22 protein-coding genes, 5 tRNA genes and 4 other RNA genes are annotated in these 24,035 nt (G+C 51.1%); 21 read left to right on the top strand and 10 right to left on the bottom strand.

Annotated elements, in window-relative coordinates:
- The first annotated feature begins 42 nt into the window (after positions 1-42).
- The 15 genes from tolB to aroG all read left to right on the top strand — a co-directional run bounded on the left by tolB (position 43) and on the right by aroG (position 7,849).
- Positions 43-1,335, top strand: coding sequence for a Tol-Pal system beta propeller repeat protein TolB (gene tolB, locus SAQUA_RS16675; RefSeq protein WP_380680909.1), 1,293 nt, complete (start codon positions 43-45; stop codon positions 1,333-1,335).
- A 44-nt stretch (positions 1,336-1,379) separates the two neighbouring features.
- Positions 1,380-1,889: a peptidoglycan-associated lipoprotein Pal gene (gene pal / locus SAQUA_RS16670; protein ID WP_380680906.1), complete on the top strand. Its 510-nt coding sequence runs from the start codon at positions 1,380-1,382 to the stop codon at positions 1,887-1,889.
- A 9-nt stretch (positions 1,890-1,898) separates the two neighbouring features.
- Positions 1,899-2,690, top strand: a complete 792-nt coding sequence (gene cpoB, locus SAQUA_RS16665) for a cell division protein CpoB (RefSeq protein WP_380680903.1) — start codon at positions 1,899-1,901, stop codon at positions 2,688-2,690.
- 174 nt (positions 2,691-2,864) lie between these two features.
- Positions 2,865-2,940, top strand: a tRNA-Lys gene (locus SAQUA_RS16660).
- Positions 2,941-2,955: 15 nt separating this feature from the next.
- Positions 2,956-3,077, top strand: a non-coding RNA gene (locus tag SAQUA_RS16655) — RtT sRNA.
- 25 nt (positions 3,078-3,102) lie between these two features.
- Positions 3,103-3,178, top strand: a tRNA-Val gene (locus SAQUA_RS16650).
- A gap of 7 nt (positions 3,179-3,185) precedes the next feature.
- Positions 3,186-3,261, top strand: a tRNA-Lys gene (locus SAQUA_RS16645).
- 14 nt (positions 3,262-3,275) lie between these two features.
- Positions 3,276-3,399, top strand: a non-coding RNA gene (locus SAQUA_RS16640) — RtT sRNA.
- 163 nt (positions 3,400-3,562) lie between these two features.
- Positions 3,563-3,638 (top strand) — tRNA-Lys (locus SAQUA_RS16635).
- Positions 3,639-3,652: 14 nt separating this feature from the next.
- A non-coding RNA gene (locus tag SAQUA_RS16630) (RtT sRNA) lies at positions 3,653-3,776 on the top strand.
- A 163-nt stretch (positions 3,777-3,939) separates the two neighbouring features.
- Positions 3,940-4,015: transfer RNA gene (locus SAQUA_RS16625), tRNA-Lys, on the top strand.
- A gap of 16 nt (positions 4,016-4,031) precedes the next feature.
- A non-coding RNA gene (locus tag SAQUA_RS16620) (RtT sRNA) lies at positions 4,032-4,154 on the top strand.
- A gap of 349 nt (positions 4,155-4,503) precedes the next feature.
- On the top strand, positions 4,504-5,565 hold the full coding sequence (nadA, locus tag SAQUA_RS16615; RefSeq protein ID WP_380680900.1) for a quinolinate synthase NadA: 1,062 nt from the start codon (positions 4,504-4,506) through the stop codon (positions 5,563-5,565).
- 119 nt (positions 5,566-5,684) lie between these two features.
- Positions 5,685-6,410, top strand: coding sequence for a nicotinamide riboside transporter PnuC (pnuC, locus tag SAQUA_RS16610; RefSeq protein WP_380680897.1), 726 nt, complete (start codon positions 5,685-5,687; stop codon positions 6,408-6,410).
- A gap of 386 nt (positions 6,411-6,796) precedes the next feature.
- On the top strand, positions 6,797-7,849 hold the full coding sequence (gene aroG, locus SAQUA_RS16605) for a 3-deoxy-7-phosphoheptulonate synthase AroG (RefSeq protein ID WP_380680894.1): 1,053 nt from the start codon (positions 6,797-6,799) through the stop codon (positions 7,847-7,849).
- A gap of 95 nt (positions 7,850-7,944) precedes the next feature.
- Here the strand turns inward: aroG and gpmA are convergent, their stop codons facing one another.
- The 8 genes from gpmA to modE all read right to left on the bottom strand — a co-directional run bounded on the left by gpmA (position 7,945) and on the right by modE (position 16,961).
- Entirely contained in the window at positions 7,945-8,697 is a 753-nt protein-coding gene (gpmA, locus tag SAQUA_RS16600; RefSeq protein ID WP_021180326.1) for a 2,3-diphosphoglycerate-dependent phosphoglycerate mutase, read from the bottom strand.
- Between the two features lie 281 nt (positions 8,698-8,978).
- Entirely contained in the window at positions 8,979-9,317 is a 339-nt protein-coding gene (locus SAQUA_RS16595; protein ID WP_380680889.1) for a PsiF family protein, read from the bottom strand.
- A gap of 203 nt (positions 9,318-9,520) precedes the next feature.
- The gene (gene galM, locus SAQUA_RS16590) at positions 9,521-10,567 is read right to left on the bottom strand and encodes a galactose-1-epimerase (protein WP_380680886.1); all 1,047 of its coding nucleotides are present in this window, start codon (positions 10,565-10,567) and stop codon (positions 9,521-9,523) included.
- Complete coding sequence (gene galK / locus SAQUA_RS16585; RefSeq protein ID WP_380680883.1) at positions 10,561-11,712, bottom strand: galactokinase; 1,152 nt, start codon at positions 11,710-11,712, stop codon at positions 10,561-10,563. The genes galM and galK overlap by 7 nt, the downstream gene beginning before the upstream one ends.
- Entirely contained in the window at positions 11,709-12,761 is a 1,053-nt protein-coding gene (gene galT, locus SAQUA_RS16580; RefSeq protein ID WP_380680880.1) for a galactose-1-phosphate uridylyltransferase, read from the bottom strand. The genes galK and galT overlap by 4 nt, the downstream gene beginning before the upstream one ends.
- A gap of 262 nt (positions 12,762-13,023) precedes the next feature.
- Positions 13,024-13,845 carry a lysostaphin resistance A-like protein gene (locus SAQUA_RS16575; protein WP_380680877.1) on the bottom strand — a complete coding sequence of 274 codons (822 nt, stop codon included), beginning with the start codon at positions 13,843-13,845 and terminating at the stop codon, positions 13,024-13,026.
- Between the two features lie 718 nt (positions 13,846-14,563).
- The gene (gene modF, locus SAQUA_RS16570; RefSeq protein ID WP_380680874.1) at positions 14,564-16,042 is read right to left on the bottom strand and encodes a molybdate ABC transporter ATP-binding protein ModF; all 1,479 of its coding nucleotides are present in this window, start codon (positions 16,040-16,042) and stop codon (positions 14,564-14,566) included.
- A gap of 127 nt (positions 16,043-16,169) precedes the next feature.
- Positions 16,170-16,961 carry a molybdenum-dependent transcriptional regulator gene (modE, locus tag SAQUA_RS16565; protein WP_380680871.1) on the bottom strand — a complete coding sequence of 264 codons (792 nt, stop codon included), beginning with the start codon at positions 16,959-16,961 and terminating at the stop codon, positions 16,170-16,172.
- Positions 16,962-17,170: 209 nt separating this feature from the next.
- On the opposite strand from modE, the gene SAQUA_RS16560 reads away from it, so the two are divergent.
- The 4 genes from SAQUA_RS16560 (at position 17,171) to modC (ending at position 19,994) form a co-directional block, all read left to right on the top strand.
- Entirely contained in the window at positions 17,171-17,314 is a 144-nt protein-coding gene (locus SAQUA_RS16560) for an AcrZ family multidrug efflux pump-associated protein (protein ID WP_380680868.1), read from the top strand.
- Between the two features lie 155 nt (positions 17,315-17,469).
- Positions 17,470-18,243 carry a molybdate ABC transporter substrate-binding protein gene (gene modA, locus SAQUA_RS16555; protein WP_380680865.1) on the top strand — a complete coding sequence of 258 codons (774 nt, stop codon included), beginning with the start codon at positions 17,470-17,472 and terminating at the stop codon, positions 18,241-18,243.
- On the top strand, positions 18,240-18,929 hold the full coding sequence (modB, locus tag SAQUA_RS16550; RefSeq protein ID WP_380680862.1) for a molybdate ABC transporter permease subunit: 690 nt from the start codon (positions 18,240-18,242) through the stop codon (positions 18,927-18,929). Before modA ends, modB begins: the two co-directional genes overlap by 4 nt.
- A complete protein-coding gene (gene modC / locus SAQUA_RS16545) occupies positions 18,930-19,994 on the top strand; it encodes a molybdenum ABC transporter ATP-binding protein ModC (protein ID WP_380680859.1) in 1,065 nt (354 codons plus the stop codon).
- Positions 19,995-20,030: 36 nt separating this feature from the next.
- On the opposite strand, the gene SAQUA_RS16540 is transcribed toward modC, so the two are convergent.
- Positions 20,031-20,852 carry a pyridoxal phosphatase gene (locus SAQUA_RS16540; protein WP_380680856.1) on the bottom strand — a complete coding sequence of 274 codons (822 nt, stop codon included), beginning with the start codon at positions 20,850-20,852 and terminating at the stop codon, positions 20,031-20,033.
- Positions 20,853-21,073: 221 nt separating this feature from the next.
- Between SAQUA_RS16540 and pgl the strand changes: the two genes are divergently transcribed.
- Both pgl and SAQUA_RS16530 read left to right on the top strand, forming a co-directional pair.
- Positions 21,074-22,069: a 6-phosphogluconolactonase gene (gene pgl / locus SAQUA_RS16535; protein WP_380680853.1), complete on the top strand. Its 996-nt coding sequence runs from the start codon at positions 21,074-21,076 to the stop codon at positions 22,067-22,069.
- Positions 22,070-22,135: 66 nt separating this feature from the next.
- A complete protein-coding gene (locus SAQUA_RS16530) occupies positions 22,136-23,515 on the top strand; it encodes a DASS family sodium-coupled anion symporter (protein ID WP_380680850.1) in 1,380 nt (459 codons plus the stop codon).
- 36 nt (positions 23,516-23,551) lie between these two features.
- On the opposite strand, the gene SAQUA_RS16525 is transcribed toward SAQUA_RS16530, so the two are convergent.
- Complete coding sequence (locus SAQUA_RS16525; RefSeq protein WP_380680847.1) at positions 23,552-24,034, bottom strand: kinase inhibitor; 483 nt, start codon at positions 24,032-24,034, stop codon at positions 23,552-23,554.
- Between the last annotated feature and the right edge of the window lies 1 nt (position 24,035).

Raw genomic sequence — 24,035 nt, 5'->3', positions numbered from 1 at the left:
GCTAATTTATCGTAGGCATCCTGCCTGGATAAGGGAGATGAGATGAAGCAGGCATTTCGAGTAGTACTAGGTTTTTTAGTACTGTGGGCAGCCGTGTTGCACGCGGAAGTTCGCATTGAAATCACCCAAGGGGTCGACTCAGCTCGCCCTATTGGTGTGGTACCGTTTAAATGGGCGGGTCCAGGTACCCCTCCTGAAGAAGTTGGTCAGATCGTCGGTGCAGATTTGCGCAACAGTGGTAAATTCAATCCAATTGATGTCGCACGCATGCCGCAGCAGCCTGCCAGCGCGTCTGAAGTGACGCCGGCTGCATGGACTGCATTGGGTATTGATGCTGTCGTTGTTGGTCAGGTACAACCTGGTGCTGACGGTAGCTACCTGGTTTCCTACCAATTGGTCGATACTTCAGGTTCTCCGGGCACTGTTCTGGCACAGAATCAGTTTAAAGTGACTAAGCAGTGGTTGCGTTATGCTGGTCACACCGCCAGCGATGAGGTGTTTGAAAAGCTGACGGGTATCAAGGGTGCATTCCGAACTCGTATTGCCTATGTAGTGCAGACCAATGGTGGCAAATTCCCGTATGAGCTGCGTGTGTCGGATTACGACGGTTATAACGAGTTCGTTGTACATCGTTCACCAGAGCCGTTGATGTCACCAGCCTGGTCACCGGATGGAAGCAAGCTGGCTTATGTCACCTTCGAGAGCGGTCGTTCTGCACTGGTGATCCAGACGTTGGCTGATGGTGCTGTCCGTCAGGTTGCCTCATTCCCGCGCCACAACGGGGCGCCAGCCTTCTCTCCAGACGGAAGCCGTCTGGCTTTCGCGCTATCGAAGAGCGGTAGCCTTAACCTGTATGTGATGAATCTGGGTTCTGGTCAGATTACGCAAATTACCGATGGTCGCAGTAACAATACGGAACCAACCTGGTTCCCGGACAGCCAGTCTCTGGCATATACCTCTGACCAAGGGGGCCGTCCGCAGATTTATAAGGTTGGTGCTGGCGGTGGTGCGCCACAACGCCTGACTTGGGAAGGAGCCCAAAATCAGAACTCTGATGTGAGTTTTGATGGTAAATTCCTGGTGATGGTGAGTTCCAACAATGGTAACCAACACATCGCCAAACAAGATCTTGGGTCGGGAGCCGTTCAAGTATTAACGGACTCGTTCCTGGACGAAACGCCTAGTATCGCACCAAACGGCACAATGGTGATCTATAGCTCCACGCAAGGTATGGGCTCTGTGTTACAGTTGGTATCGACTGATGGGCGTTTCAAAGCGCGTCTTCCGGCAACTAATGGACAGGTCAAATTTCCTGCCTGGTCGCCGTATCTGTGATGCATGTGTAAATATGTATAGCAAACTATAAAAGGATCAAAGAAATGCAACTGAACAAAGTGCTGAAAGGGCTTCTGCTGGCACTGCCAGTTCTGGCTGTAGCAGCTTGTAGTTCTAACAAAAGCGCAAATAACGACCAATCTGGTATGGGCGCTGGCACTGGTACAGAAAATGGCAGCAGCAACCTGTCTTCTGAAGAACAAGCTCGCCTGCAGATGCAAGAACTGCAGAAGAGCAACATTGTTTACTTTGGTTTTGACAAATATGACATCAGCTCTGAGTTCTCTCAGATGCTGGATGCTCACGCTGCATTCCTGCGTAACAACCCATCCTACAAAGTGACTGTTGAAGGTCACGCGGATGAGCGCGGCACGCCAGAATACAACATTGCTTTGGGCGAGCGTCGTGCAAACGCAGTTAAAATGTACCTGCAAGGTAAAGGCGTTTCCGCTGACCAGATCTCTATCGTTTCTTACGGTAAAGAAAAACCAGCAGTACTGGGCCACGACGAAGCGGCTTATGCTAAAAACCGTCGTGCCGTTCTGGTTTACTAAGAGAATCGCATGAACAGTAACTTCAGACATCACCTGTTGAGTCTGTCGTTATTGGTTGGCGTAGCGGTCCCATGGGCCGCTACTGCCCAAGCGCCAATCAGTAATGTCGGCTCTGGCTCGGTCGAAGACCGTGTCACATCTCTTGAGCGTATCAGTAATGCTCAAGGGCAACTTTTAAACCAACTCCAGCAACAACTCTCTGACAACCAACGCGATATCGATACTCTCCGTGGACAGATCCAGGAAAGCCAGTATCAGTTGAATCAGGTTGTTGAGCGCCAGAAACAAATCTATCAACAGATGGATAGTATTAGCCAGGGTGGCGCACAGAATTCTGCGGGTGTGGCAGCAGGTGCAGCAGTAGGTGATTCTGCCGCTGCTTCAGCTCAAGGCACGGCAGTTGCTACAGCCGCCCCAGCAAGTGTTGGGGATGAAAACAGCGACTATAATGCGGCTGTTTCGTTAGCGCTGGAAAAAAAACAGTATGACCAGGCGATTTCTGCTTTCCAATCTTTCATAAAGCAGTATCCAAAATCCACTTACCAGCCTAATGCCAACTACTGGCTTGGGCAGTTGTTCTACAACAAAGGTAAAAAGGAAGATGCGGCATACTATTATGCAGTGGTGGTAAAGAATCATCCAAAGTCGCCTAAGGCACCGGACGCAATGTATAAAGTCGGGGTGATCATGCAGGAAAAAGGCCAGGTAGATAAAGCCAAAGCCGTTTACCAGCAGGTAGTAAAACTCTATCCGACCAGTGATGCGGCCAAACAGGCAAAGAAACGCCAAGCCAGTCTGTAAATATATAGTGAGCCCAGAAGTTAGTCGATTTGGCCGAATTCTGGGCTCATTCGCGTGAAGAACAAGCAGTTGAATCGGTATTGCCAAAATTTAGGTTGCGCTACCGAGAGAAATTAGTAATATATGCCGCCGTTGCCAAGACATCTTACAAGACGTTAAAGCAGCAAAGAAATTGGGTCGTTAGCTCAGTCGGTAGAGCAGTTGACTTTTAATCAATTGGTCGCAGGTTCGAATCCTGCACGACCCACCAATTTCAAAGAATTGGTGCAAAGTGGAATCGTAAAGGATGAGAACCGTAAAGGTTCGAGCCGAGCGCAGCGAGACGACAACGCGCAGCGTTGCCCGAAGGGCGATGCCGAAGGCGAGTCAATCCTGCACGACCCACCAATTTCAAAGTAGTAATCACGACAGTGGGTGATTAGCTCAGTTGGTAGAGCATCTCCTTTACACGGAGGGGGTCGGCGGTTCGAGCCCGTCATCACCCACCACTTCTGCGGGTCGTTAGCTCAGTCGGTAGAGCAGTTGACTTTTAATCAATTGGTCGCAGGTTCGAATCCTGCACGACCCACCAATTTTAAAGAATTGGTACAGACTAAATCGTGAAGGATGAGAACCGTAAGAGGTTCGAGCCGAGCGCAGCGAGACGACAACGCGCAGCGTTGCCCGGAGGGTGAGGCCGAAGGCCGAATCAATCCTGCACGACCCACCAATTTTAAAGAATTGGTACAGACTAAATCGTGAAGGATGAGAACCGTAAGAGGTTCGAGCCGAGCGCAGTGAAATAGAACGATTACGCGATGAACTGAGCATAATGATCTTTGCAATACAGTTTTCAGTTCTGTATTTGCAGTTAAGAAGTAAGTCACATCATCGGGTCGTTAGCTCAGTCGGTAGAGCAGTTGACTTTTAATCAATTGGTCGCAGGTTCGAATCCTGCACGACCCACCAATTTTAAAGAATTGGTACAGACTAAATCGTGAAGGATGAGAACCGTAAAAGGTTCGAGCCGAGCGCAGCGAGACGACAACGCGCAGCGTTGCCCGGAGGGTGAGGCCGGAGGCCGAATCAATCCTGCACGACCCACCAATTTTAAAGGATTGGTACAGACTAAATCGTGAAGGATGAGAACCGTAAAAGGTTCGAGCCGAGTGTAGGTAAACAGCTCGACTAATCCAATATTTATGCATGATAATCTTTACAATACAGTTTCCAATACTGTACTTGCCATTAAGCAGTAGTCCACATCAGTGGGTCGTTAGCTCAGTCGGTAGAGCAGTTGACTTTTAATCAATTGGTCGCAGGTTCGAATCCTGCACGACCCACCATTCTCAAAGAATTAACGCAGAATAAAAATCGTGAAGGATGAGAACCGTAAAGGTTCGAGCCGAGCGCAGCGAGACGACAACGCACAGCGTTGCCCGAAGGGTGAGGCCGGAGGCCGAATCAATCCTGCACGACCCACCATTCTCAAAGAATTAACGCAGAATAAAAATCGTGAAGGATGAGAACCGTAAAGGTTCGAGCCGAGCGCTTAGCAAGTAAAACCAAAACTAGCATTTTCTTCTTTAACCCATCAAAACACCGCTTCTTCAGTACTTTTCTTGAGACTCACCCAAAAAGAATGCACTCAACGTTGACCATACTTCCTTTTATTTTAGCAAATTAAACAAATTTATAGCCTTTAGACGAATTGCAGCGACTTTTCACTTAATTTTAGGTATTTTGTTTATTATATAAAACGAAGGTGTTTGCAAAGGGCGTGAAATGATGTACCTGAGTAACAGGCAAACAGCCTAGCACAGAGATGACAGCGATGAGTGAAATGTTTGATGCCAATGCGTTGATATATCCGTTCCCGCCGAAACCGGTGCCATTAGACGAAACAGAAAAGTCGTTTTACCGGCAAAAGATTAAAACGTTACTCAAGCAGCGTGATGCCGTCATGGTGGCACACTATTACACCGATCCAGAGATTCAGGCGTTGGCGGAGGAAACCGGCGGCTGCGTAGCTGATTCGCTTGAGATGGCGCGCTTTGGTAGCCAGCACCCCGCGTCGACTCTGTTGGTCGCTGGTGTGCGCTTTATGGGCGAAACAGCAAAAATACTCAGCCCTGAAAAGCGAATCCTGATGCCGACGCTGAAGGCTGAGTGTTCACTGGATCTCGGTTGTCCTGAAGCTGAGTTTAGTGCTTTTTGCGACAGTCATCCTGATCGCACCGTGGTGGTTTATGCTAATACTTCAGCTGCGGTTAAAGCGCGTGCTGATTGGGTGGTGACTTCCAGCATCGCTGTTGAGTTGATTGAGCATCTCGATAGTTTGGGTGAAAAAATCATCTGGGCACCCGATAGGCACCTTGGACGATATGTACAAAAGCAAACCGGGGCGGACATATTGTGTTGGCAGGGGGCGTGTATCGTCCATGACGAGTTTAAAACTCAAGCGTTAATGCGTATGAAGGCTTTGTACCCCGGAGCTGCCATACTGGTGCATCCTGAGTCGCCGCAGGCCATTGTTGATTTGGCTGATGCTGTCGGTTCTACCAGCCAACTGATCCAAGCGGCAGTTACGCTGCTTAACAAGCAACTGATTGTTGCTACAGACCGAGGCATTTTTTACAAGATGCAACAGGCCTGCCTGGACAAAGAGTTGTTTGAAGCCCCAACGGCGGGGGAGGGAGCAACATGTCGTAGCTGCGCCCGTTGTCCTTGGATGGCGATGAATGGCCTGAAAGCAATTGCCGAGGGACTAGAGCAGGGCGGAGTTCAGCATGAGATTATTGTTGAAAACGCATTGCGTGAAAAGGCTCTTGTTCCACTCAATCGCATGTTGGAATTTGCTGCACAGTTGAAGCAGCAGGTGAGAGGAAATGCCTAAATAGCCGCTACAGGCGGAACGATTCGTGCCACTGGGACAGGGAGATCACTGTTTCGCATGACAGCCTAGCCTGAAGTTAATGTTTTAGTCCATCGGAACCTAAAGTTAAGGAAAGCAAGATGAGTTTTTTCAGTACCGGCAATATATTGGTTCATATTCCGATAGGAGCAGGGGGATACGATCTATCGTGGATTGAGGCCATCGGGACGCTGTTTGGATTACTGTGCATCTGGTATGCCAGTAAAGAAAAGATCATCAACTATCTATTTGGATTGATTAATGTCACGTTATTTGCCGTGATATTCTTCCAGATCCAACTTTATGCCAGCCTGTTACTGCAGCTATTTTTCTTTGTTGCCAACATATACGGTTGGTATGCTTGGAGCCGACAGACGCAGGATAACCAGGCAGAACTGAAAATTCGTTGGTTGTCGCGCTCTAAAGCACTGATATGGGGGACGCTATGTGTGGTTGGTATTGCGTTGATGACGTTTAACATCGACCGCGTATTTGCTTATCTGACGCAGTTAGCCGTAGCCGTGATGCAGGCTCTGGGTCTTAACGTACAGATGCCAGAGTTGCAACCTGATGCTTTCCCGCTCTGGGATTCAACGATGATGGTCCTGTCTATTGTCGCGATGATCCTGATGACACGTAAATACGTTGAGAACTGGCTGTTGTGGGTGGTTATTGACGTCATCAGCGTGGTTATCTTTACCTATCAGGGTGTTTACGCGATGGCGCTGGAATACGTCATCTTGACTTTGATTGCGCTTAATGGCTCTTGGTTGTGGGTACGCAGCGCTGCACGGAATGACTCCCAGCCGTTATCTTCGGTGCAATAGGAAGTACAGTTGCTGGTTGCTGATAATCTCTGATAGCCCTTCAGCAGCCAGTAACGGCCCACTACGGCGGCAAATCAACATAGTCGTACAAAGAAGTACGCGCACAGCAGCTAAGCCTCATAGCCCCCTACAGGATGAATGCAGCTTACGTCATCCGATCCGGAAGATGTAAAGTGCGCGCAGAACTGTGTTGATGTTGAGGCTTCCGCAGCTAAAGTGATGGAACACCACCGAATATCTACCGGTAGCAGCAGTAAATCAGAGTTGAAATCCATACCACCTCCATTGGTTAAACTAAAGATGATTTACAGCGCCAGCCCCACAGGCTAGATTGGTAGGATTAAACCGCTGCAAATTACACCTACCGAACACCGAATGGAAAAGTTATGAATTACCAAAACGACGATTTACGTATTAAAGAAATCAAGGAACTCCTGCCTCCTGTGGCCCTGTTGGAGAAGTTTCCGGCCACGGAACAGACGGCAGAGACGGTGTCAAAGGCGCGTAATGCTATTCATAAAATCCTTAATGGCAAGGATGATCGCCTATTGGTTGTGGTTGGGCCTTGCTCTATTCACGATACCAAAGCAGCAAAAGAGTATGCCGCACGCCTATTAAAGTTACGCCAGGAGTTAAGTGGTGAGCTGGAAGTGGTAATGCGTGTCTACTTTGAAAAACCGCGAACCACCGTTGGCTGGAAAGGTCTGATCAACGATCCCCACATGGATAATAGTTTCCAGATTAATGACGGCTTGCGCCTTGCTCGTAAACTGCTGATAGACATTAACGATAGCGGTTTGCCAGCTGCCGGTGAGTTCCTCGATATGATCACTCCGCAATATCTGGCCGATTTAATGAGCTGGGGAGCGATCGGAGCACGAACCACTGAATCCCAGGTACACCGTGAACTGGCTTCGGGCCTCTCTTGCCCTGTGGGCTTTAAGAATGGTACTGATGGCACTATCAAGGTTGCGATTGATGCCATCAATGCAGCCAGTGCGCCGCACTGCTTCCTGTCGGTGACTAAGTGGGGGCATTCCGCAATTGTAAACACCAGCGGAAACGGTGATTGCCATATTATTTTGCGCGGTGGTAAAGAGCCGAACTACAGTGCTGCACACGTGAAAGAAGTGAAACATGGCCTGGCAAAAGCCGGTTTGCCTGCTCAGGTAATGATTGATTTCAGCCATGCCAACAGCAGCAAGCAGTTCAAAAAACAGATGGATGTCAATACAGACGTTTGTCAGCAAATCCGCGCGGGTGAGAAGGCGATTATCGGTGTAATGATCGAAAGCCATCTGGTAGAAGGCAATCAGAATCTGGAAAGTGGTGAGCCGCTGGTTTACGGTAAAAGCGTTACTGATGCCTGCATTGGTTGGGAAGATACGGAAACCGTGTTGCGTGAGCTTGCGGCGGCGGTGAAGGCACGCCGTAGTTAAGTGCCAGCCTCCTAAAATATTCGTTAGCTTGAATCTTGCTCATTTAAAAGCCCCCATTCAGAAGATAGGGGGCTTTTATCGTTTTAGTAACGGGATTACTTCGCTTTGCCCTGATTGGCTACTGCGGCCGCTTTTGCCGCAATCTCGTCGGCATTGCCCAGATAGTAGCGCTTGATAGGCTTGAAGTTCTCGTCGAACTCATACACCAATGGCACGCCGGTCGGGATATTCAGCTCAAGGATTTCATCTTCGCTTAAATTATCCAGGTACTTAACCAGCGCACGCAGGGAGTTACCGTGAGCTGCGACGATCACTCGTTCACCGCTTTTAATGCGTGGCAGAATTTCTTCATCCCAGTATGGGATCACGCGATCAATGGTTAATGCCAAGCTCTCCGTTAGCGGCAGTTCTTTTTCGCTCAATGCTGAGTAGCGCGGATCGTGGCCTGGGTACCGTTCATCTTCTTTGGTCAGCTCCGGTGGCGTGACGGCAAAACCACGACGCCACTGCTTAACCTGCTCGTCACCATATTTTTCAGCGGTTTCCGCTTTGTTCAGACCTTGCAGAGCACCGTAATGGCGTTCGTTCAACTTCCAGGATTTTTCTGTCGGCAGCCAGGCTTGGTCCAGTTCGTCCAGAATGTTCCACAAAGTGTGGATAGCACGCTTGAGTACCGAGGTATAAGCAAAATCAAAAGAGAAACCTTCATCTTTCAAAAGTTTGCCCGCTGCTTTCGCTTCGGTACGGCCTTTGTCAGACAGATCAACATCATACCAACCGGTGAAGCGGTTTTCGTTGTTCCACTGGCTTTCGCCGTGGCGCACCAGAACAAGCTTAGTTACAGCCATAGCTTAACTCCTTAATAATCCGATAGTTCAATGATAACGAAAATCATTATATTACCGCAGCCGGTAGCTCGGCAATCGATATACTCGTGAGTGTACCCGACTAAGAGTAGGCCAGGAGCAGCGTTATTCCCTGCAGTCATTGGGTGTCGTGTATAACCATAGTCAATTTATGGCTGCAAAGTAAGTGCGGTGTGAGGGAATAGCTTAATCGCTCAAGCTGACAGAGCAATAAGAACAAAGGCGCGAATGATATTAATTCAATCGCGCCGAGGAGAATGGAATCAAACGGATTTTTTCAGGCAGTCACTCATAAAGGTTTTGCGTTCTTCACCCTTCAGGCTCTTTTTGGCAGCATCAGCGTTACAGTTTTTCATTTTCTGCTGCTGTGGGGTCAGAGCTTTCTCCGTTTTGTGGCCTTCGGCCTTCAGGCAAGTGCTCATAAAGGTAGTACGGTCAGCCCCTTTTAACGATTGGTTAGTGGCCTGTTGATTACAATCGGTCATGCGCTTCTGCTGTGCGGCTTGCGCTGTAGAGGGGGCTTTTGCCGTGGTTTCTGCGGCTATCAGATCGGTGCTAAGCATGAAACCTACCAGTAATGGAAGTGCGATAATCAGACGCATAGGTATTCCTTTAGCTATTGTTCGGCCAGACTGGCCAAAAATTGTGACGTTGCACAACATGTTGTGTTTATTTGTTAGCCTGATTCTAGACCTGGGGGGGGAATAAGGGAAGGAAAGCAGCAGTGATAACCGTTTGTAAAATCGTAATGATTTATAACCAGAACTCCCCTTGCGGTACAGCAAGGGGAGCGCAAGGCAAAGGATCAGAGGGCTTCTCTAAATTGATAGTGCGTGGCGCTCTGGTAACGTTGGCCTGGCTGTAACCAGCAGTCCGGTTGCGGCCACTCTGGATGGTTTGGGCTATCGGGCAGGAATTCACTTTCCAGCGCTACGCCCTGGTAGTTTTCGTAGGTGCCACCGTTACGTGAAGGTGTCCCCTTCAAGTAATTACCACTATAGAATTGCAAAGCAGGGGCAGTGGTGAAAACCGTTAACTCAACCTGGCCGTCAGCCGACCACAGATGCGCTGCTGGTGCAGCCAACTCGTTACAGGCCGAGTGCAGTAGATATGCATGGTCATAGCCATAAACGCGTTGCTGATCGCTATCACGCAGTAAATCCTGCTCAATAGACTTGGGCTGGCAGAAATCCATGCCGCTACCTGCAACAGCCGTCAGATCGGCGCAAGGTATACCCTCACTGTCTACTGGCAGGTAATGGTCTGCAAACAGCTGTAATCGCTGTTGCCTTGCGTCATTCCCGGTACCATCCAGATTGAAGTAAGCATGATTGGTCAGATTGACCGGGCAAGCGCGATCGGTTTGCGCCTGATAGCTGATTTCCAGCCGGTTATCGTGGGTCAGTAAATAGGTCACCGTCACGTCGAGATTGCCGGGAAAGCCCTGATCGCCATCCGCTGAATGTAACTGATAAACCACCCGCTGTTCATCTTGAGCCATAATCTGCCAGCGGCGAGCGTGGAATCCCCCGGGGCCACCGTGTAGCTGGTGTTCTCCTTGGTTAGCAACCAGTGGATGGCGCTTGCCGTCCACCGTCAGACTGGCGTGTGCAATACGGTTGGCATAACGCCCGACGGTAGCCCCCAGATAGGCACCCTGATTCAGGTAATCTGCAGGGGTGCGGCACCCAAGCAACAATTCACGGTTTTCACCCGAGCTCAATGGCAAGATGGCTGAAAGCCAAGTTGCGCCCCAATCCATCAAGGTGATCGCCATTCCGCCAGTATTACGTAGCGTGGTGAGAATAAAGGGCTGGCCGTCAGGGGCAAGCGCAGCGGTGTCCGTTAACATAAGCCCGATCCTTGCGATGCTTTACACACGTAGAAAGTTTCTTTTAGGCCGTTGGTTTTCAAAGGATACTGTTGGGCTACGGCTGCACGCACGGGCTCAACCAAGTCCAGCGGCATCAGTGCAACTATGCAACCGCCAAAGCCCCCGCCGGTCATGCGCACGCCACCTCGCTCGCCGATGACACTTTTGACAATCTCAACCAGCGTATCGATAGGAGGAACGGTGATCTCGAAATCATCACGCATCGAAGCGTGCGATTCTGCCATGAGTTTCCCCATCAATTTCAGATTGCCCGCGGCCAATGCATCGGCAGCCGCCAGCGTACGACCGTTTTCGGTAATCACATGACGCGCTCGTTTGGCGACGATCGGGTCCAGTTCATGCTGGATCGGCAAGAACAGCTCTGGGCTTACATCACGCAATGCTTTCACCCCAAAGAAGCGTGCAGCTTCCTCACATTGCTTGCGGCGGGTGTTGTATTCACTGTCCACCAGACCACGTTTCACATTGGAATTGATAATCACCACCGCCGCATCTTCAGGCATCGGTACTGCTCGGGTTTCCAGCGTTCGGCAGTCGATCAGCAGCGCATGATCTTTTTTGCCCAGTGCTGAAATCAACTGATCCATGATCCCGCAGTTGCAACCTACGAACTGATTTTCCGCTTCCTGGCCATTCAGAGCCAGTGCAACCCCATCCAGCGGTAAGTGATAGAGCGCCTGCAATGCCTGCCCAACGGCCACTTCCAAAGAAGCAGAAGAACTCAGCCCTGCACCCTGGGGCACATTGCCGCTGATCACCAAATCGGCTCCACCGAAATCACTGTTGCGAGTCTGCAGGTGTTTCACTACGCCGCGCACATAATCTGCCCAGCGCAGGGTTGGGTGTTTGACGATAGGTTCATCCAACGAAAACAGGTCTTGTTGATCTTCATAATCGGCTGCCAATACACGGATCTGCCGATCATTACGCGGAGCGCAACTGATAACGGTCTGATAATCAATGGCGCAGGGCAGGACAAAACCGTCGTTGTAATCAGTATGTTCACCAATCAGGTTGACCCTACCCGGAGCCTGAATGGTAAGGGTAGGCGCGTAGCCAAAATGATCGGTAAAGATAGCTTGGGTATGTTCTTTCAGACTCATTGTTTCACTCCGGCTTCACGATAATGGATGTCGCTCACCGCTCTCAGGCGCTCTGCTGCCTGCTCTGCGGTGAGATCACGCTGGGTTTCCGCCAGCATTTCGTAGCCCACCATAAATTTGCGCACGGTAGCGGAACGCAGCAGTGGTGGGTAGAAGTGGGCATGTAACTGCCAGTGGCGGTTATCGGCATTGTTGAACGGTGCCCCGTGCCAGCCCATTGAATAAGGGAAAGAACATTGAAACAGATTGTCATAGCGGCTGGTGAGCTTCTTGAGGGCGATGGCCAGATCGCTGCTTTGTGCCTGCGAGAGTTCGGTGATGCGTTGAACAGCGGCTTTCGGCAATAACAGCGTTTCAAACGGCCAGGCCGCCCAGTAAGGGACAACAGCCAACCAGTGCTCTGTTTCCACTACCGTTCTGCTGCCATCGGCCTGCTCACGCTGTGCGTAATCGAGCAGCATGGCGGAGCGATATTGCTCGAAATAGTCACGCTGCAGACCATCTTCCCGTTCGGCTTCATTAGGTAAAAAGCTGTTAGCCCACACTTGGCCATGCGGATGAGGATTGGAGCAGCCCATGGCTGCACCTTTGTTTTCAAACACCTGTACCCAAGGATAATCGCGTCCCAGATCGGCGGTCTGTTCCTGCCAGGTGGCGATCACCTGCTCTAATGCGGGAAGCGAAAGCTGCGGTAACGTTTTGCTGTGATCCGGTGAGAAGCAGATCACCCGGCTGGTACCGCGAGCGCTTTGGCAACGCATTAGCGGGTCATCACTTTCTGGTGCTGGTGGCGTATCTTGCATCAAAGCCGCAAAGTCATTGGTGAAAACGTAGGTGCCCGGGTAGTCAGGGTTGTTATCACCGGTTACGCGCGTATTGCCGGGGCACAGGAAGCAGTCAGGATCGTGGGCAGGTAGAGTTTCCTGCGCTGGCGATTCTTGCTGGCCTTGCCAAGGACGCTTGGCACGATGGGGAGATACCAGCACCCATTGGCCTGTGAGTGGATTAAAGCGGCGGTGCGGATGATCAATAGGATTAAAATTTGGCATTGCGCTTCCTTCATCTTACCTGTCTGCCCAAGTGTAATCGCTTTCATCGCTTGATTGCGGTTCACAATAGGGCGCTCTGCAAAGAATATTTATGCTAAAGATAGCATTGGTGAGCTTATAAAAAGGTGATCTAGCGCGAAAAATGGAATCGTTTACACTAATTGAAACAGCGAGTGGCTCGCATAGCTTGGCGGATTAAGTGAAAAGAAGTGGTAACGCTTCCATTGTTATGGCCAGCAGCAAAATCTGCTGGCCATAAGCATCATGGTTGTTGATAGAAGGGGTAAGTAAAGAACATCAAATGAACCAGATTAAGGCCGAAATGGAACAGGATCGGTACCCACAGGCGTCCGCTCCACATCCAGGCCAGGCCGTAAATCACCCCCGCCAACGTAGCGAATGCCACCATCAGCATACCACCTGCAATATGGGCGGCGCCAAACAGCAAGGCTGTGATGATCAGTGCTGGGTAGGCTCCCAGCCATTGGCGAATACGCTGCTGTAAATAGCCCCGAAACAGGGCTTCTTCGGCCATAGCAACAAAAAACAGATTAGCCATCAGGAATGCCAGGATCCACTGCGGCATATGCAGTTCTATCTTCAGCCCACCAAGCAGCACGGCTAACAACAGCAACGCGGGCACACACAGCACCAGAATTATCCAGGCGCGGCTGCCGACTTTCCGGTCGGCAAAGCCCGCATTGAACAGCGTTGGCAGGCAGACAAACAATAGGAATGGCACCAAGGCTTTATCGAAGTTGTAATACATCGAATATAGCGAACTCAATGGCCCAACCTTATCCTTAACAACCATCAATGGATTATTAAAGCCGGGTATCAGGTGATAGAACAGGGCGACCGAATAGGCAACAAGAAAGATCTCTGCGGCCAATCTGATAATACGTTGTTGACGGTATTGGTGATGAAGCCAGACTGCAACGGCGGGAAAAGCCAGGCAAGCCAGACCGAGAGGCGTCAGAACATGGTGGTAAACTCCCATACCAATAGCGGCGGCCAATATGACTGAGGCTATAAGCCGATTAAATGGCAAAAAAAACAAGGAAGCCGAAAGTACGCCCCACATAATGGTGATTCCTTAAAATAGACACATGGCACTATACTCGTCATTCTTCAAGTTGCCTGTGTGTTGGCTTTCCTCGCTCACCCCAGTCACTTGACTTGCGTAAGCTCCTGGGGACTCGCTGCGTTGCCGCGTTACTCGGCCCAAATTTGGGCCTCGCCCCTGCGGGGCCAGCGCCAGCGCTGTTCAAAAACGCATTACGTTTTTGTCATGCAACTCGAATTATTTAGAGTATAAATACCGAAAATCAGGTGTGTTGAAGACCCGTAAAGTGAGTAATCGGCCGTACTGCCTTGTTAACCGTTTCGCAGGTAATTGAGGGCACAGCCTGAATGGATAGTAGCATACGCAAAAGCAAATATAAGATCGGGGCCGTTGCGTAAAGACGTTCTCCCAATAGCCTCAGAGGCGCCGACGTGCGACTGAGGGACACAGCCTACCTAGTTTTTCATCCAGGTACGCGAGTGGAGCACTTCGCTCAGGTTTCGCAGCATATCCAGCCTTTGCTGCTTGCCAGATCTTCAATCAAGTCAATAGTAATCAGTGCCGCAGACATACTTTCTCCAGAAAATAACCCTGCATCCTTATATGATAAAAGGCCATAAATAATGTGCTGCGGGGAAGTGTTGCCGGATATATCCCGGTTGAATGTTTATGCCCTCAACCGGGAGGGGCTGGCAAATCGCACCTTGCTCCTATACTGCAATTACTAAAGGAGTCATTAAGGGGCGACGGTTAAAATATCCTGCTGATAGCGGTATCCATCCTCTTCAGGCACGAAGGTCAAACGGTGAGTAATGCATAGGGGTGCATCTTCTGCATGGTGGGAAACAAACAGTAATTGGGTTGACCCCTGTTGGATCAACACATCAACGAAACGCCGTACCAACTGACGGTTAATCGGGTCCAAGCCTTGTAATGGCTCATCAAGGATTAATAGCGCCGGGTGCTTGACCAGCGCTCTGGCGATCAGGGCTAACCGTTGCTGGCCCCAGGAAAGGCTATGGAAAGGCGCGTCGGCCTGGGTATTCAGACCAAGCAATGCCAACCACTGCGAGGTCAGTTGTTGCTGACGATCGGAAACGGCCTGATAGATACCAATCGAATCAAAAAAACCGGAAAGGATCACGTTACGCAGGCTGGCACTGACGCGGTAATCCAGATGCAGGCTGCTGCTGACGTAGCCGATATGACGCTTGATATCCCAGATTGTTTCGCCACTACCACGTCGGCGGCCAAACAGTGTCAGATCATTGCTGTACCCTTGCGGATGATCGCCAGTGACCAGGCTGAGAAGCGTAGATTTGCCCGCACCGTTAGGGCCGACGATCTGCCAGTGCTCGCCAGGATTAACTTGCCAACTTAGCCGGTGCAGGATGGGGCGGTCGTTATAGCTCACCACGCCATCGCGCAAAACGATCAAGGGCCGATCGGTGGGGAGGTGGGTAACTTGAGCGGGGTCTTCGGTTTCAGGCAGCATCAGCCCGGCAAGGTTTTCACTGTGTGCCAATTGAGCGACCAGCGCATCGGCCATCACCTGTTCCCGTGGCCCTTGGTTGGTGAGAATACAATCCGCCAGTACACCGACCCGCTGCACAAACTCCGGGATTTCATCAAAGCGATTGAGCACCATTACCAGCGTGTAACCGAACTGTGAGAGTTCTGCGAGCATAGCGGCCAACTGAGCGCGTGAATTGACGTCCAGCCCATCGAACGGTTCGTCGAGGATCAACAGATCTGGCTGGGGCATCAGTGCGCGGCAAAGCAGTGTTTTGCGCGTTTCGCCGGTAGAAAGGTATTTAAAACGGCGCGAAAGTAGGGCTGTGATACCAAACTGGGCGGCAAGTTGCTCACAGCGTGCGGCATCGTTGATCTCTTCCTGAATGATTTCCGCCGTGGTGCGGCCTGTATCGTCTTCATCAGGGCTGAGCATGTCGGTATTGTTGCGTTGCCATTCATCGCAGACCAGTTTTTGCAACTGCTCGAACGAAATTCGTACGGTGTTGCTGAAATCACTGTGGCGCTGACCTTTCAGCAACGTTAACTCATTGGCTAACGCTCGTGCCAAAGCAGATTTACCGCTGCCATTGGCCCCGACGAAAGCCCAACTTTCTCCAGACTTAATGTGTAATTGGTCCAGCGTTAGCGTACGTGTATCACTTAAACGAAATGAACCTTGCGAGATTTGCAACGACGACATCGTTTGTTCCCTGTTCAGCAATAATTTGTTTTAGGCTGTTACCCAGTTGCGCCGCAGCACACCGCCTAGAGAAATAGGCGTATCAGGAAAAGATGTCAATCGGCAATACTGCAACGTGACGTTGCGTTTAACACAATGTGGCGATAATGACCCGATCGGCATTGAAAAAAGCGTGAACGTCGCTACCTGGACGAAGTTTCAACTGAGCGAGCTCCTGATTATTCAGGGTGGCGCACAGCGTTTCTCCGCTGCCGAGTGTGACCAGAACCTCGCTGTGATCGCTACCGGGCTGGATACTGAACACCGCGCCTTTCAATACGTTATCCGCCAGGCCAGTAATCGCGGGATCGGTACTTAGTTTCACCCAGGGGGCTTTAATCAGTGCCAAAACCTCTCTGCCTGGCGTCAGTTGTAACCGTTCGGCACTTTGTTGAGTGACAGCCGCAGTAAGGTGAGTTCGGCCGTCTGCCAGCAACAGGTTGATATGCTGTTGTACCTGTTGATGATCGCGTTCAATGACGGTACCAAAAAACTGGTTGCGTGCGCTGGTTTGCAGTGAAAAACGGGCAATTACAGCCAGCAGGCTGTCGAGCGGCAGGTTATCCTGTTGCAATACGTCGAAGGCCTTTTGCTGGATTTGGCCCAACAGGTCATAAAGTTGGATCAGGCGCTGCCCATAGTGGGTGACCTGAGCACCGCCACCGCCCTTACCCCCGGTAGCTCGTTCGACCACGGTTTGCTCGGCCAGTAGGTTCATTTCATTAATGGCATCCCAGGCGCTTTTGTAGCTGATCCCGGCCAGTTTGGCTCCCTGACTGATTGAACCAGTATGCACAATCTGCTTGAGCAGCGAGATGCGGCGCGGATCGGCGAACAGCTTCTGTTGAAGTTTTAAAGTGAGAAGGATCTCTGCCTGCATAATGAGTACGCCCGTCGTTTTTCAAGCCGTGGTTTGAAATTCATGGTGATAAAGCGGTTATTGTCGCTGATTTGCTCAAAAGCGCCAAATGAGCACGTTTAGCCGGTTACAAATTTCCTGCTGTCTCTAAAATAAACACGTTTTTGCCTGCATTTTGGTTTAGAGTAAACCCTACGCAGCCGTTTAAATAGGCAGTAAAGTGAGGTTTCATGTTGGAATTATTGAAAAGTCTGGCGTTTGCCGTGGTAATGGTACCTGTCGTTATGGCCGTTATCTTGGGCCTGATCTATGGCTTAGGGGAAGTGTTTAACGTCTTCTCCAAGATTGGCCATCCAAAAGAAAAACGTAGCTAAAATCCTTATCTCAACGCCCCGTCAATTGATTTTGGCGGGGCTTTCTCAAGTATACCCTCGTTATATACCAATAAACCGCATGACAAGCTTGCGCATTGCGTTATATTATTTTTTATATAACGATTAGTGGCAATAACTAACTTGCGGAGAAAACCATGAAAAAGCAGTGGGTCAAGTGGCTTGCAGGCGTTGCACTGGCTTCAGGGATGATTGTGCAGGCCTCGGCGGCAGAGAGGATTACCGTTTTTGCTGCCGCCTCATTGACTAACGCATTGCAGGATATCGCCGCTCAATACCAGAAAGGTCAAGATGTACAGGTGGTTTCTTCTTTTGCCTCATCTTCAACGTTGGCGCGTCAGATTGAGCAAGGGGCTCCTGCCGATCTGTTCATCTCCGCCGACCAGCAATGGATGGATTATGTCATCGACAAGCAACAGATGGTGAAAGAGACGCGTTATACCCTGTTAGGCAATAATCTGGTACTGATTGCGGCCAAATCTGCTCATCAAGACAACATCGGCATTAACAAGAAAACGGATTGGGCAAAGTTGCTCAAGGGCGGTCGTCTGTCAGTCGGTGACCCGGATCATGTGCCAGCAGGGATCTACGCCAAAGAAGCCTTGCAAAATCTGGGCGTCTGGACAGCATTGGAATCACAATTGGCACGAGCCAACAACGTACGCAGCGCCATGGCACTGGTTGAACGGGAAGAAGCCCCGCTGGGAATTGTTTATGGTTCTGATGCTGTCGCCAGTGATAAAGTAAAAGTTGTGGGGATCTTCCCGGAAGAGAGCCATAAGCCAGTTGAATATCCAATGGCAATAGTCAAAGATCGCCAGACACCAGCCGTAACTGCCTTCTACAGCTATCTGAAAAGCCCTGAAGCGGCGGCTATTTTCGAACGTTATGGATTCGCCCCGCATAAATGATATTGAGTGAGTATGAATGGCAGGCGGTTGAACTGAGCCTGAAAGTCTCCAGCCTGGCAGTGATCTGCAGTTTGCCGCTGGGGATTTTGACGGCTTGGATCTTGGTGCGTTGCCATTTCCCTGGCAAGTCGCTGCTGGATAGCATTATTCATCTGCCGCTGGTGTTACCGCCGGTAGTGATTGGCTATTTACTGCTGATTGCCATGGGGCGCCGGGGTTTTATCGGTGAATGGCTGTATGAGTGGTTTGGATTCAGCTTCAGTTTCAGCTGGCGAGGGGCCGCGCTGGCCTCTGCGGTGGTAGCATTTCCGCTGATGGTGCGAGCCATCCGGTTAGCTCTGGAGGCGGTGGATATTCGCTTGGAACAGGCTGCCCGCACCCTGGGTGCGCATCCATGGCGGGTGTTTTTCACCATCACTTTACCGCTTTCGCTACCCGGCATTATTGTTGGCACCGTGTTGGCATTCGCCCGCTCTTTGGGCGAATTTGGTGCGACTATCACCTTTGTTTCCAATATTCCCGGTGAAACGCGAACCATCCCTCTGGCAATGTATACCCTGATAGAAACGCCGGGGGCCGAAGCGGCGGCGGCGCGCTTGTGCGTGATTGCCATCGTACTTTCACTGGCGGCATTGATGGTTTCCGAATGGCTGGCCCGCTGGGGCCGTAAGCGTATGGGCCTGTAAATGTTAGAACTGGATTTTTCCCAGCGTCTTGGCGATCTCAATCTTGAGGTAAAAGCCAGTTTACCTGCTCAGGGGATTACTGCGATCTTCGGGCTGTCCGGTGCGGGTAAAACCTCGCTGATTAACGCCATCAGTGGCCTGACGCGTCTACAGCAAGGGCGGATTACCCTTAATGGCCGTGCGCTGGTGGATACATCTGCGGGTATTTGCCTACCGCCGGAAAAACGCCATATCGGCTATGTTTTTCAGGATGCTCGCCTGTTCCCGCACTATCGGGTGCGGGGTAATCTGCAATATGGCATGGCAGCCAGCATGCACAGCCAATTCGACAATATTGTTGAGCTCTTGGGGATCGCACCGTTGCTGCATCGTCTGCCGCTGACCCTGTCGGGAGGGGAAAAACAGCGTGTGGCGATTGGCCGTGCGCTGCTTACCGCGCCGGAACTGTTGCTGATGGATGAACCCTTGGCGTCCCTCGATCTGCCGCGTAAGCGTGAGCTATTACCCTATCTGGAACGTTTGGCGCAAGACGTGAACATCCCGATCCTCTACGTTAGCCACAGCATGGATGAGATCCTGCGGCTGGCAGACCAGGTAATGGTGCTAGATAACGGCCAGGTAAGAGCTGTAGGTGGGTTAGAGGAGGTCTGGGCCAGCAGTGCGTTGCGGCCTTGGCTGCAACGTGAGGATCAGAGTAGCGTGCTGAAAGTTAGCGTGATTGAACATCATCCGCGCTATGCCATGACCGCTCTGGCGCTGGGCGAACAGCGATTGTGGGTTGCCAGCATCGATGCGGCGATTGGAACGGAGCTGCGTATTCGTATCAACGCCGCCGATGTTTCTTTAGTGCTGCAACCGCCGCTTAACAGCAGTATCCGCAATATTTTGCCCGCCACAGTAGTGGAGTGTCTTGAGGTGGATGGTCAGGTCGAAGTGAAACTGACGGTAGCGGGAAACATTCTCTGGGCGCGTATCTCACCCTGGGCGCGCGACGATCTGGCAGTTCAGCCCGGTCTGCGACTGTATGCGCAGGTCAAAAGCGTTTCGATTAGTCGTGAAGGTTAAGGAGAAGGAAAGCCTGTTCCCTTCTCCGCACAGGCGTCAGCCTAAAACTCGGCTGCGGATAACTTCAGCAATACCCGGCTGCAGATGATCGGCAATCACCAGGTCTGCGCGCTCCTTGATGGCGTCATCGGCGTTACCCATGGCAACCCCTAACCCAGCGGCTTCGAGCATGCTGAGATCGTTATAGTTGTCACCAAATGCGACAACCTGATCCATACTCAACCCCTGAGATTCTACCCATTGCTGCAGACGCTTGCCTTTGCTGTTACCCGCTTGCGCAATATCTACCTGATCGCGCCATGACCATTCACAAGCCAGCCCCAGCTCTTTCTCCACCGTTTCGGCAAAGTCGCGTAGCGATGAATGATCGTCATGTGAAATAGCAAATTTCCAAATGGCCTGCACTTCATCTGCCGCCTGTAGCAAACTGTTCACCTGCTGTAGCGCTGGCCGTTGGGCTTGGGGCAACGTCTCAGCCCAGGCCAACGAACGGATCACATGTCCACTGGTATGTTGGTAGAGCATCGCATCATCCACGTACATCAGACCGTGAATATTGCTCTGCTTGAGCATCTGTAATACCAGCTTGGCTTGCTCTTTCGCCAGCGGATTGGCCGCCAGCACTTTTTTCTGTTGGAAATCGTAAACATAGGTACCATTGCAGCAGATGGCCGGCGTGTCGATCTGCAATGCCTGATAGAACGGGTGGATAGCAACGTGATGACGGCCAGTGACTATTACCACTTTCACTCCGGCGGCGCGCGCCTGGGCCAGTGCACTCAACGACTCGGGCAAGATTTTTTTCTGATCGTCCAGCAGGGTGCCATCTAAATCGAGGGCAATAACACGGTAGCTCATAGCATTCTCGTTATGGTTAGCAAGGAAATTAACCCGATGGTACACCGGATGAACGCTTGATAAAACAGCACAATATCAGGCTGTGCCTTCCAAATACACGTGAGCGCCGCTGGTGAGCACTTTAGGGACCCAACCTGGGGTTGTTATGCCGCAGATGTCAGGTAAGCTAAAGCAAACAGCAAAACTGAAACCGGTTACTCTTTCTCAATTAAGGAGAGAAAATGAAGCAAATCGTTTATGTCGCCAGCCCGGAAAGCCAGCAGATCCATGTTTGGCAGTTAGATAACAACGGAGCCTTGGCGTTATTACAAACGGTCGATGTACCGGGACAGGTGCAACCCATGGTTATCCATCCTGATCGGACGCACCTTTACGTAGGGGTACGCCCAGCATTTGGTATTGTCAGCTATCGCATTGAAGCGGATGGCAAGTTGCAGCAAGCCGGTATGGCTCCGCTGCCTGGTGGGCCGACCCATATTTCGACCGATTTGCAGGGCCGCTATTTGTTCTCTGCTTCTTATAGCGGTAACTGTACCAGCGTCAGCCCGATTGGCCATGACGGCGTGGTAACGGCGCCCATAGAGCAGATAGAGGGACTGACCGCGCCACATTCGGCAAATATTGACCCAACCAATCAACTGCTGCTGGTGCCTTGCCTGAAAGAGGATCGTATTCGGCTGTTTAACCTGAGTCTTGAAGGCAAGCTGACGCCGCACAGCCAGGAAGCGGTATCAACGGCAGCCGGTTCTGGTCCACGCCATATGGCATTCCATCCGAACAGCAAGTTTGCTTACTGCGTCAACGAACTGGATGGTACAGTGGATGTGTTGGCGATCGGTGAAAACGGCGGCCAATATACGTTGGTACAAACCCTGGACGCTATGCCTGCGGATTACAACGGCACCCGTTGGGGGGCTGATATTCATCTCACACCGAATGGCCGTTTCCTTTACGTCAGCGAACGCGCTGCCAGCATTCTGACGATTTTCAGCGTGTCTGAAGAGGGGGGCGAGGTTGCAGTCGTTAGTCACCAGACGACGGAAGAGCAACCGCGCGGTTTTAATATCGATCACAGTGGTCGTTTCGTCATTTCAGCGGGTCAGAAATCCGATCATATCGAGGTCTACGAGATTGATCAGCATAACGGCGGATTGACTGCGTTGGCGCGTTACCCGGTAGGTAAAGGCCCTATGTGGGTGAGTATCTTGGCAAGATAACCCGCAGAGGGGGGGCACCGCTATGATTTGAATGAACCTGGGTATATTACAAAAAGGAGTTTCGCGATGGCTGATTCACCATTAACACCCTCTACCACTCTGCCAGCCACACGCAGGGGGCTTTTGATCCTGGCTTTGGATATTCTGTTGCTTGTAGTTCTATTGAATACTTTGCCATTCAGCCCAAAAGAAAATATGGGTTTGTCACTGTTGGTCTTTATCGGCATTTTATGGCTCACCGAGGCTGTGCATGTGACTATCACTGCCTTATTGGTGCCTATTCTAGCCATAGGGATGGGCATGATGGATGTGACCAAAGCCTTGTCATCCTTCGCGAACCCTACCATTTTTTTGTTCTTTGGCGGGTTTGCGCTTGCAACGGCATTGCATGTACAAAGTATTGATCGCTTGATCGCTAACCGGCTTCTTGCGCTAGCACGTGGGCGGATGTTGGTGGCTGCCCTGATGTTATTTGGGGTAACGGCGTTACTGTCTATGTGGATCAGTAATACGGCAACCGCCGCGATGATGCTGCCACTGGCTATGGGGATCTTGAGCAATCTGGATCGCGAGCGCGAGCATAATACCTATGTATTTCTACTGCTAGGTATTGCCTACAGCGCTAGCATCGGTGGATTAGGTACTATGGTTGGCAGCCCACCCAATGCGATTGCTGCGGCGCAGCTCGGGTTGGATTTTGTCGGTTGGATGAAGTTTGGTGTACCGATCATGCTGGTTTTGATGCCAGTGATGGTAGGTATTCTATATCTCACTCTGCGCCCAAACTTAAATCATCGCTTTGAACTGAAACTAGAGGCGTTCGCTTGGACCCCTTTCCGTAAACTCACTCTTGGCATTTTTATGCTCACCGTGTTTAGCTGGATTTTCAGCAGCTATATAAGCGCTCTGCTTGGGGGAGTGGGGCAGTTTGACACTGTCGTTGCGATCAGTGCTGCAATATTGATCGGTACTAGCGGCGTGGCTAACTGGGAACAGATCCAAAAAAATACCGAATGGGGTGTTCTCATGCTATTCGGCGGCGGGCTCACATTAAGCGTGATATTAAGAGATTCAGGTGCTAGCGCGCTTATGGCGCACGGCTTGGCTTCAATGCTGGGTGCCAGCCACTGGTTCATTATTATTCTGGCGGTAGCAACCTTTATCATTTTTCTGACGGAGTTCACCAGTAATACCGCCAGTGCGGCGCTATTGGTGCCGGTATTTGCTACGGTGGCTGAAGCCCTGGGTATGCCGCCAGCGCTGCTGACCATTGTGATTGGTATCGGTGCGTCATGTGCCTTTATGCTTCCGGTCGCCACACCGCCTAATGCCATCGTTTATGGTACGGGGATGATTCTGCAAAGTGAAATGGTGAATGTAGGATTCCGGTTGAACTTGCTGTGTATTCTCATCGTGACGCTGTTTGCCTGGTTTATCTGGTTATAACTTTAAAAATCGGGGCGAAATGCTCGCCCCATAATTTTAGCTATATGTTACGGTCAGGGTGGCGCTACCCAGACTATGGAAGTGAATATTGAAGCCGACCATCGCGCCGCTGGCCTCCGCATCCACAGGAATACTCTCCACATCCAAGGCGTGAACCGTGAAGTGGTAACGATGGCTTTCACCCTGCGGCGGTGCCGCACCACCGTAACCGGATTTGCCGAAGTCGGTACGGGTTTGTACTGCCTCTGCAGGTAGCCCCGGTTTGCCGGAGCCTGCGCCTTGAGGCAGTTCGCGCGTATCTGCAGGCATATTGGCGACCACCCAGTGCCACCAGCCAGAGCCGGTAGGCGCATCGGGATCGTAAACCGTTATGGCAAAACTCTTGGTGCCTTCAGGCACACCGTCCCAGGCCAGATGAGGGGAAAGATTGTCCCCTTGGTAGCCCATACCATTGAATACCTGCCGCTCCGGCATTTTTGCGCCGTCTTGCAGATCGTTGCTGTACAGACGAAAAGCCATA

It is taken from the genome of Serratia aquatilis (genome assembly GCF_044865145.1).
Lineage (GTDB): Bacteria > Pseudomonadota > Gammaproteobacteria > Enterobacterales > Enterobacteriaceae > Chania > Chania aquatilis.
Note: the sequence above shows the minus strand (reverse complement) of the source record. Positions and strands in the feature narration are given on the sequence as shown.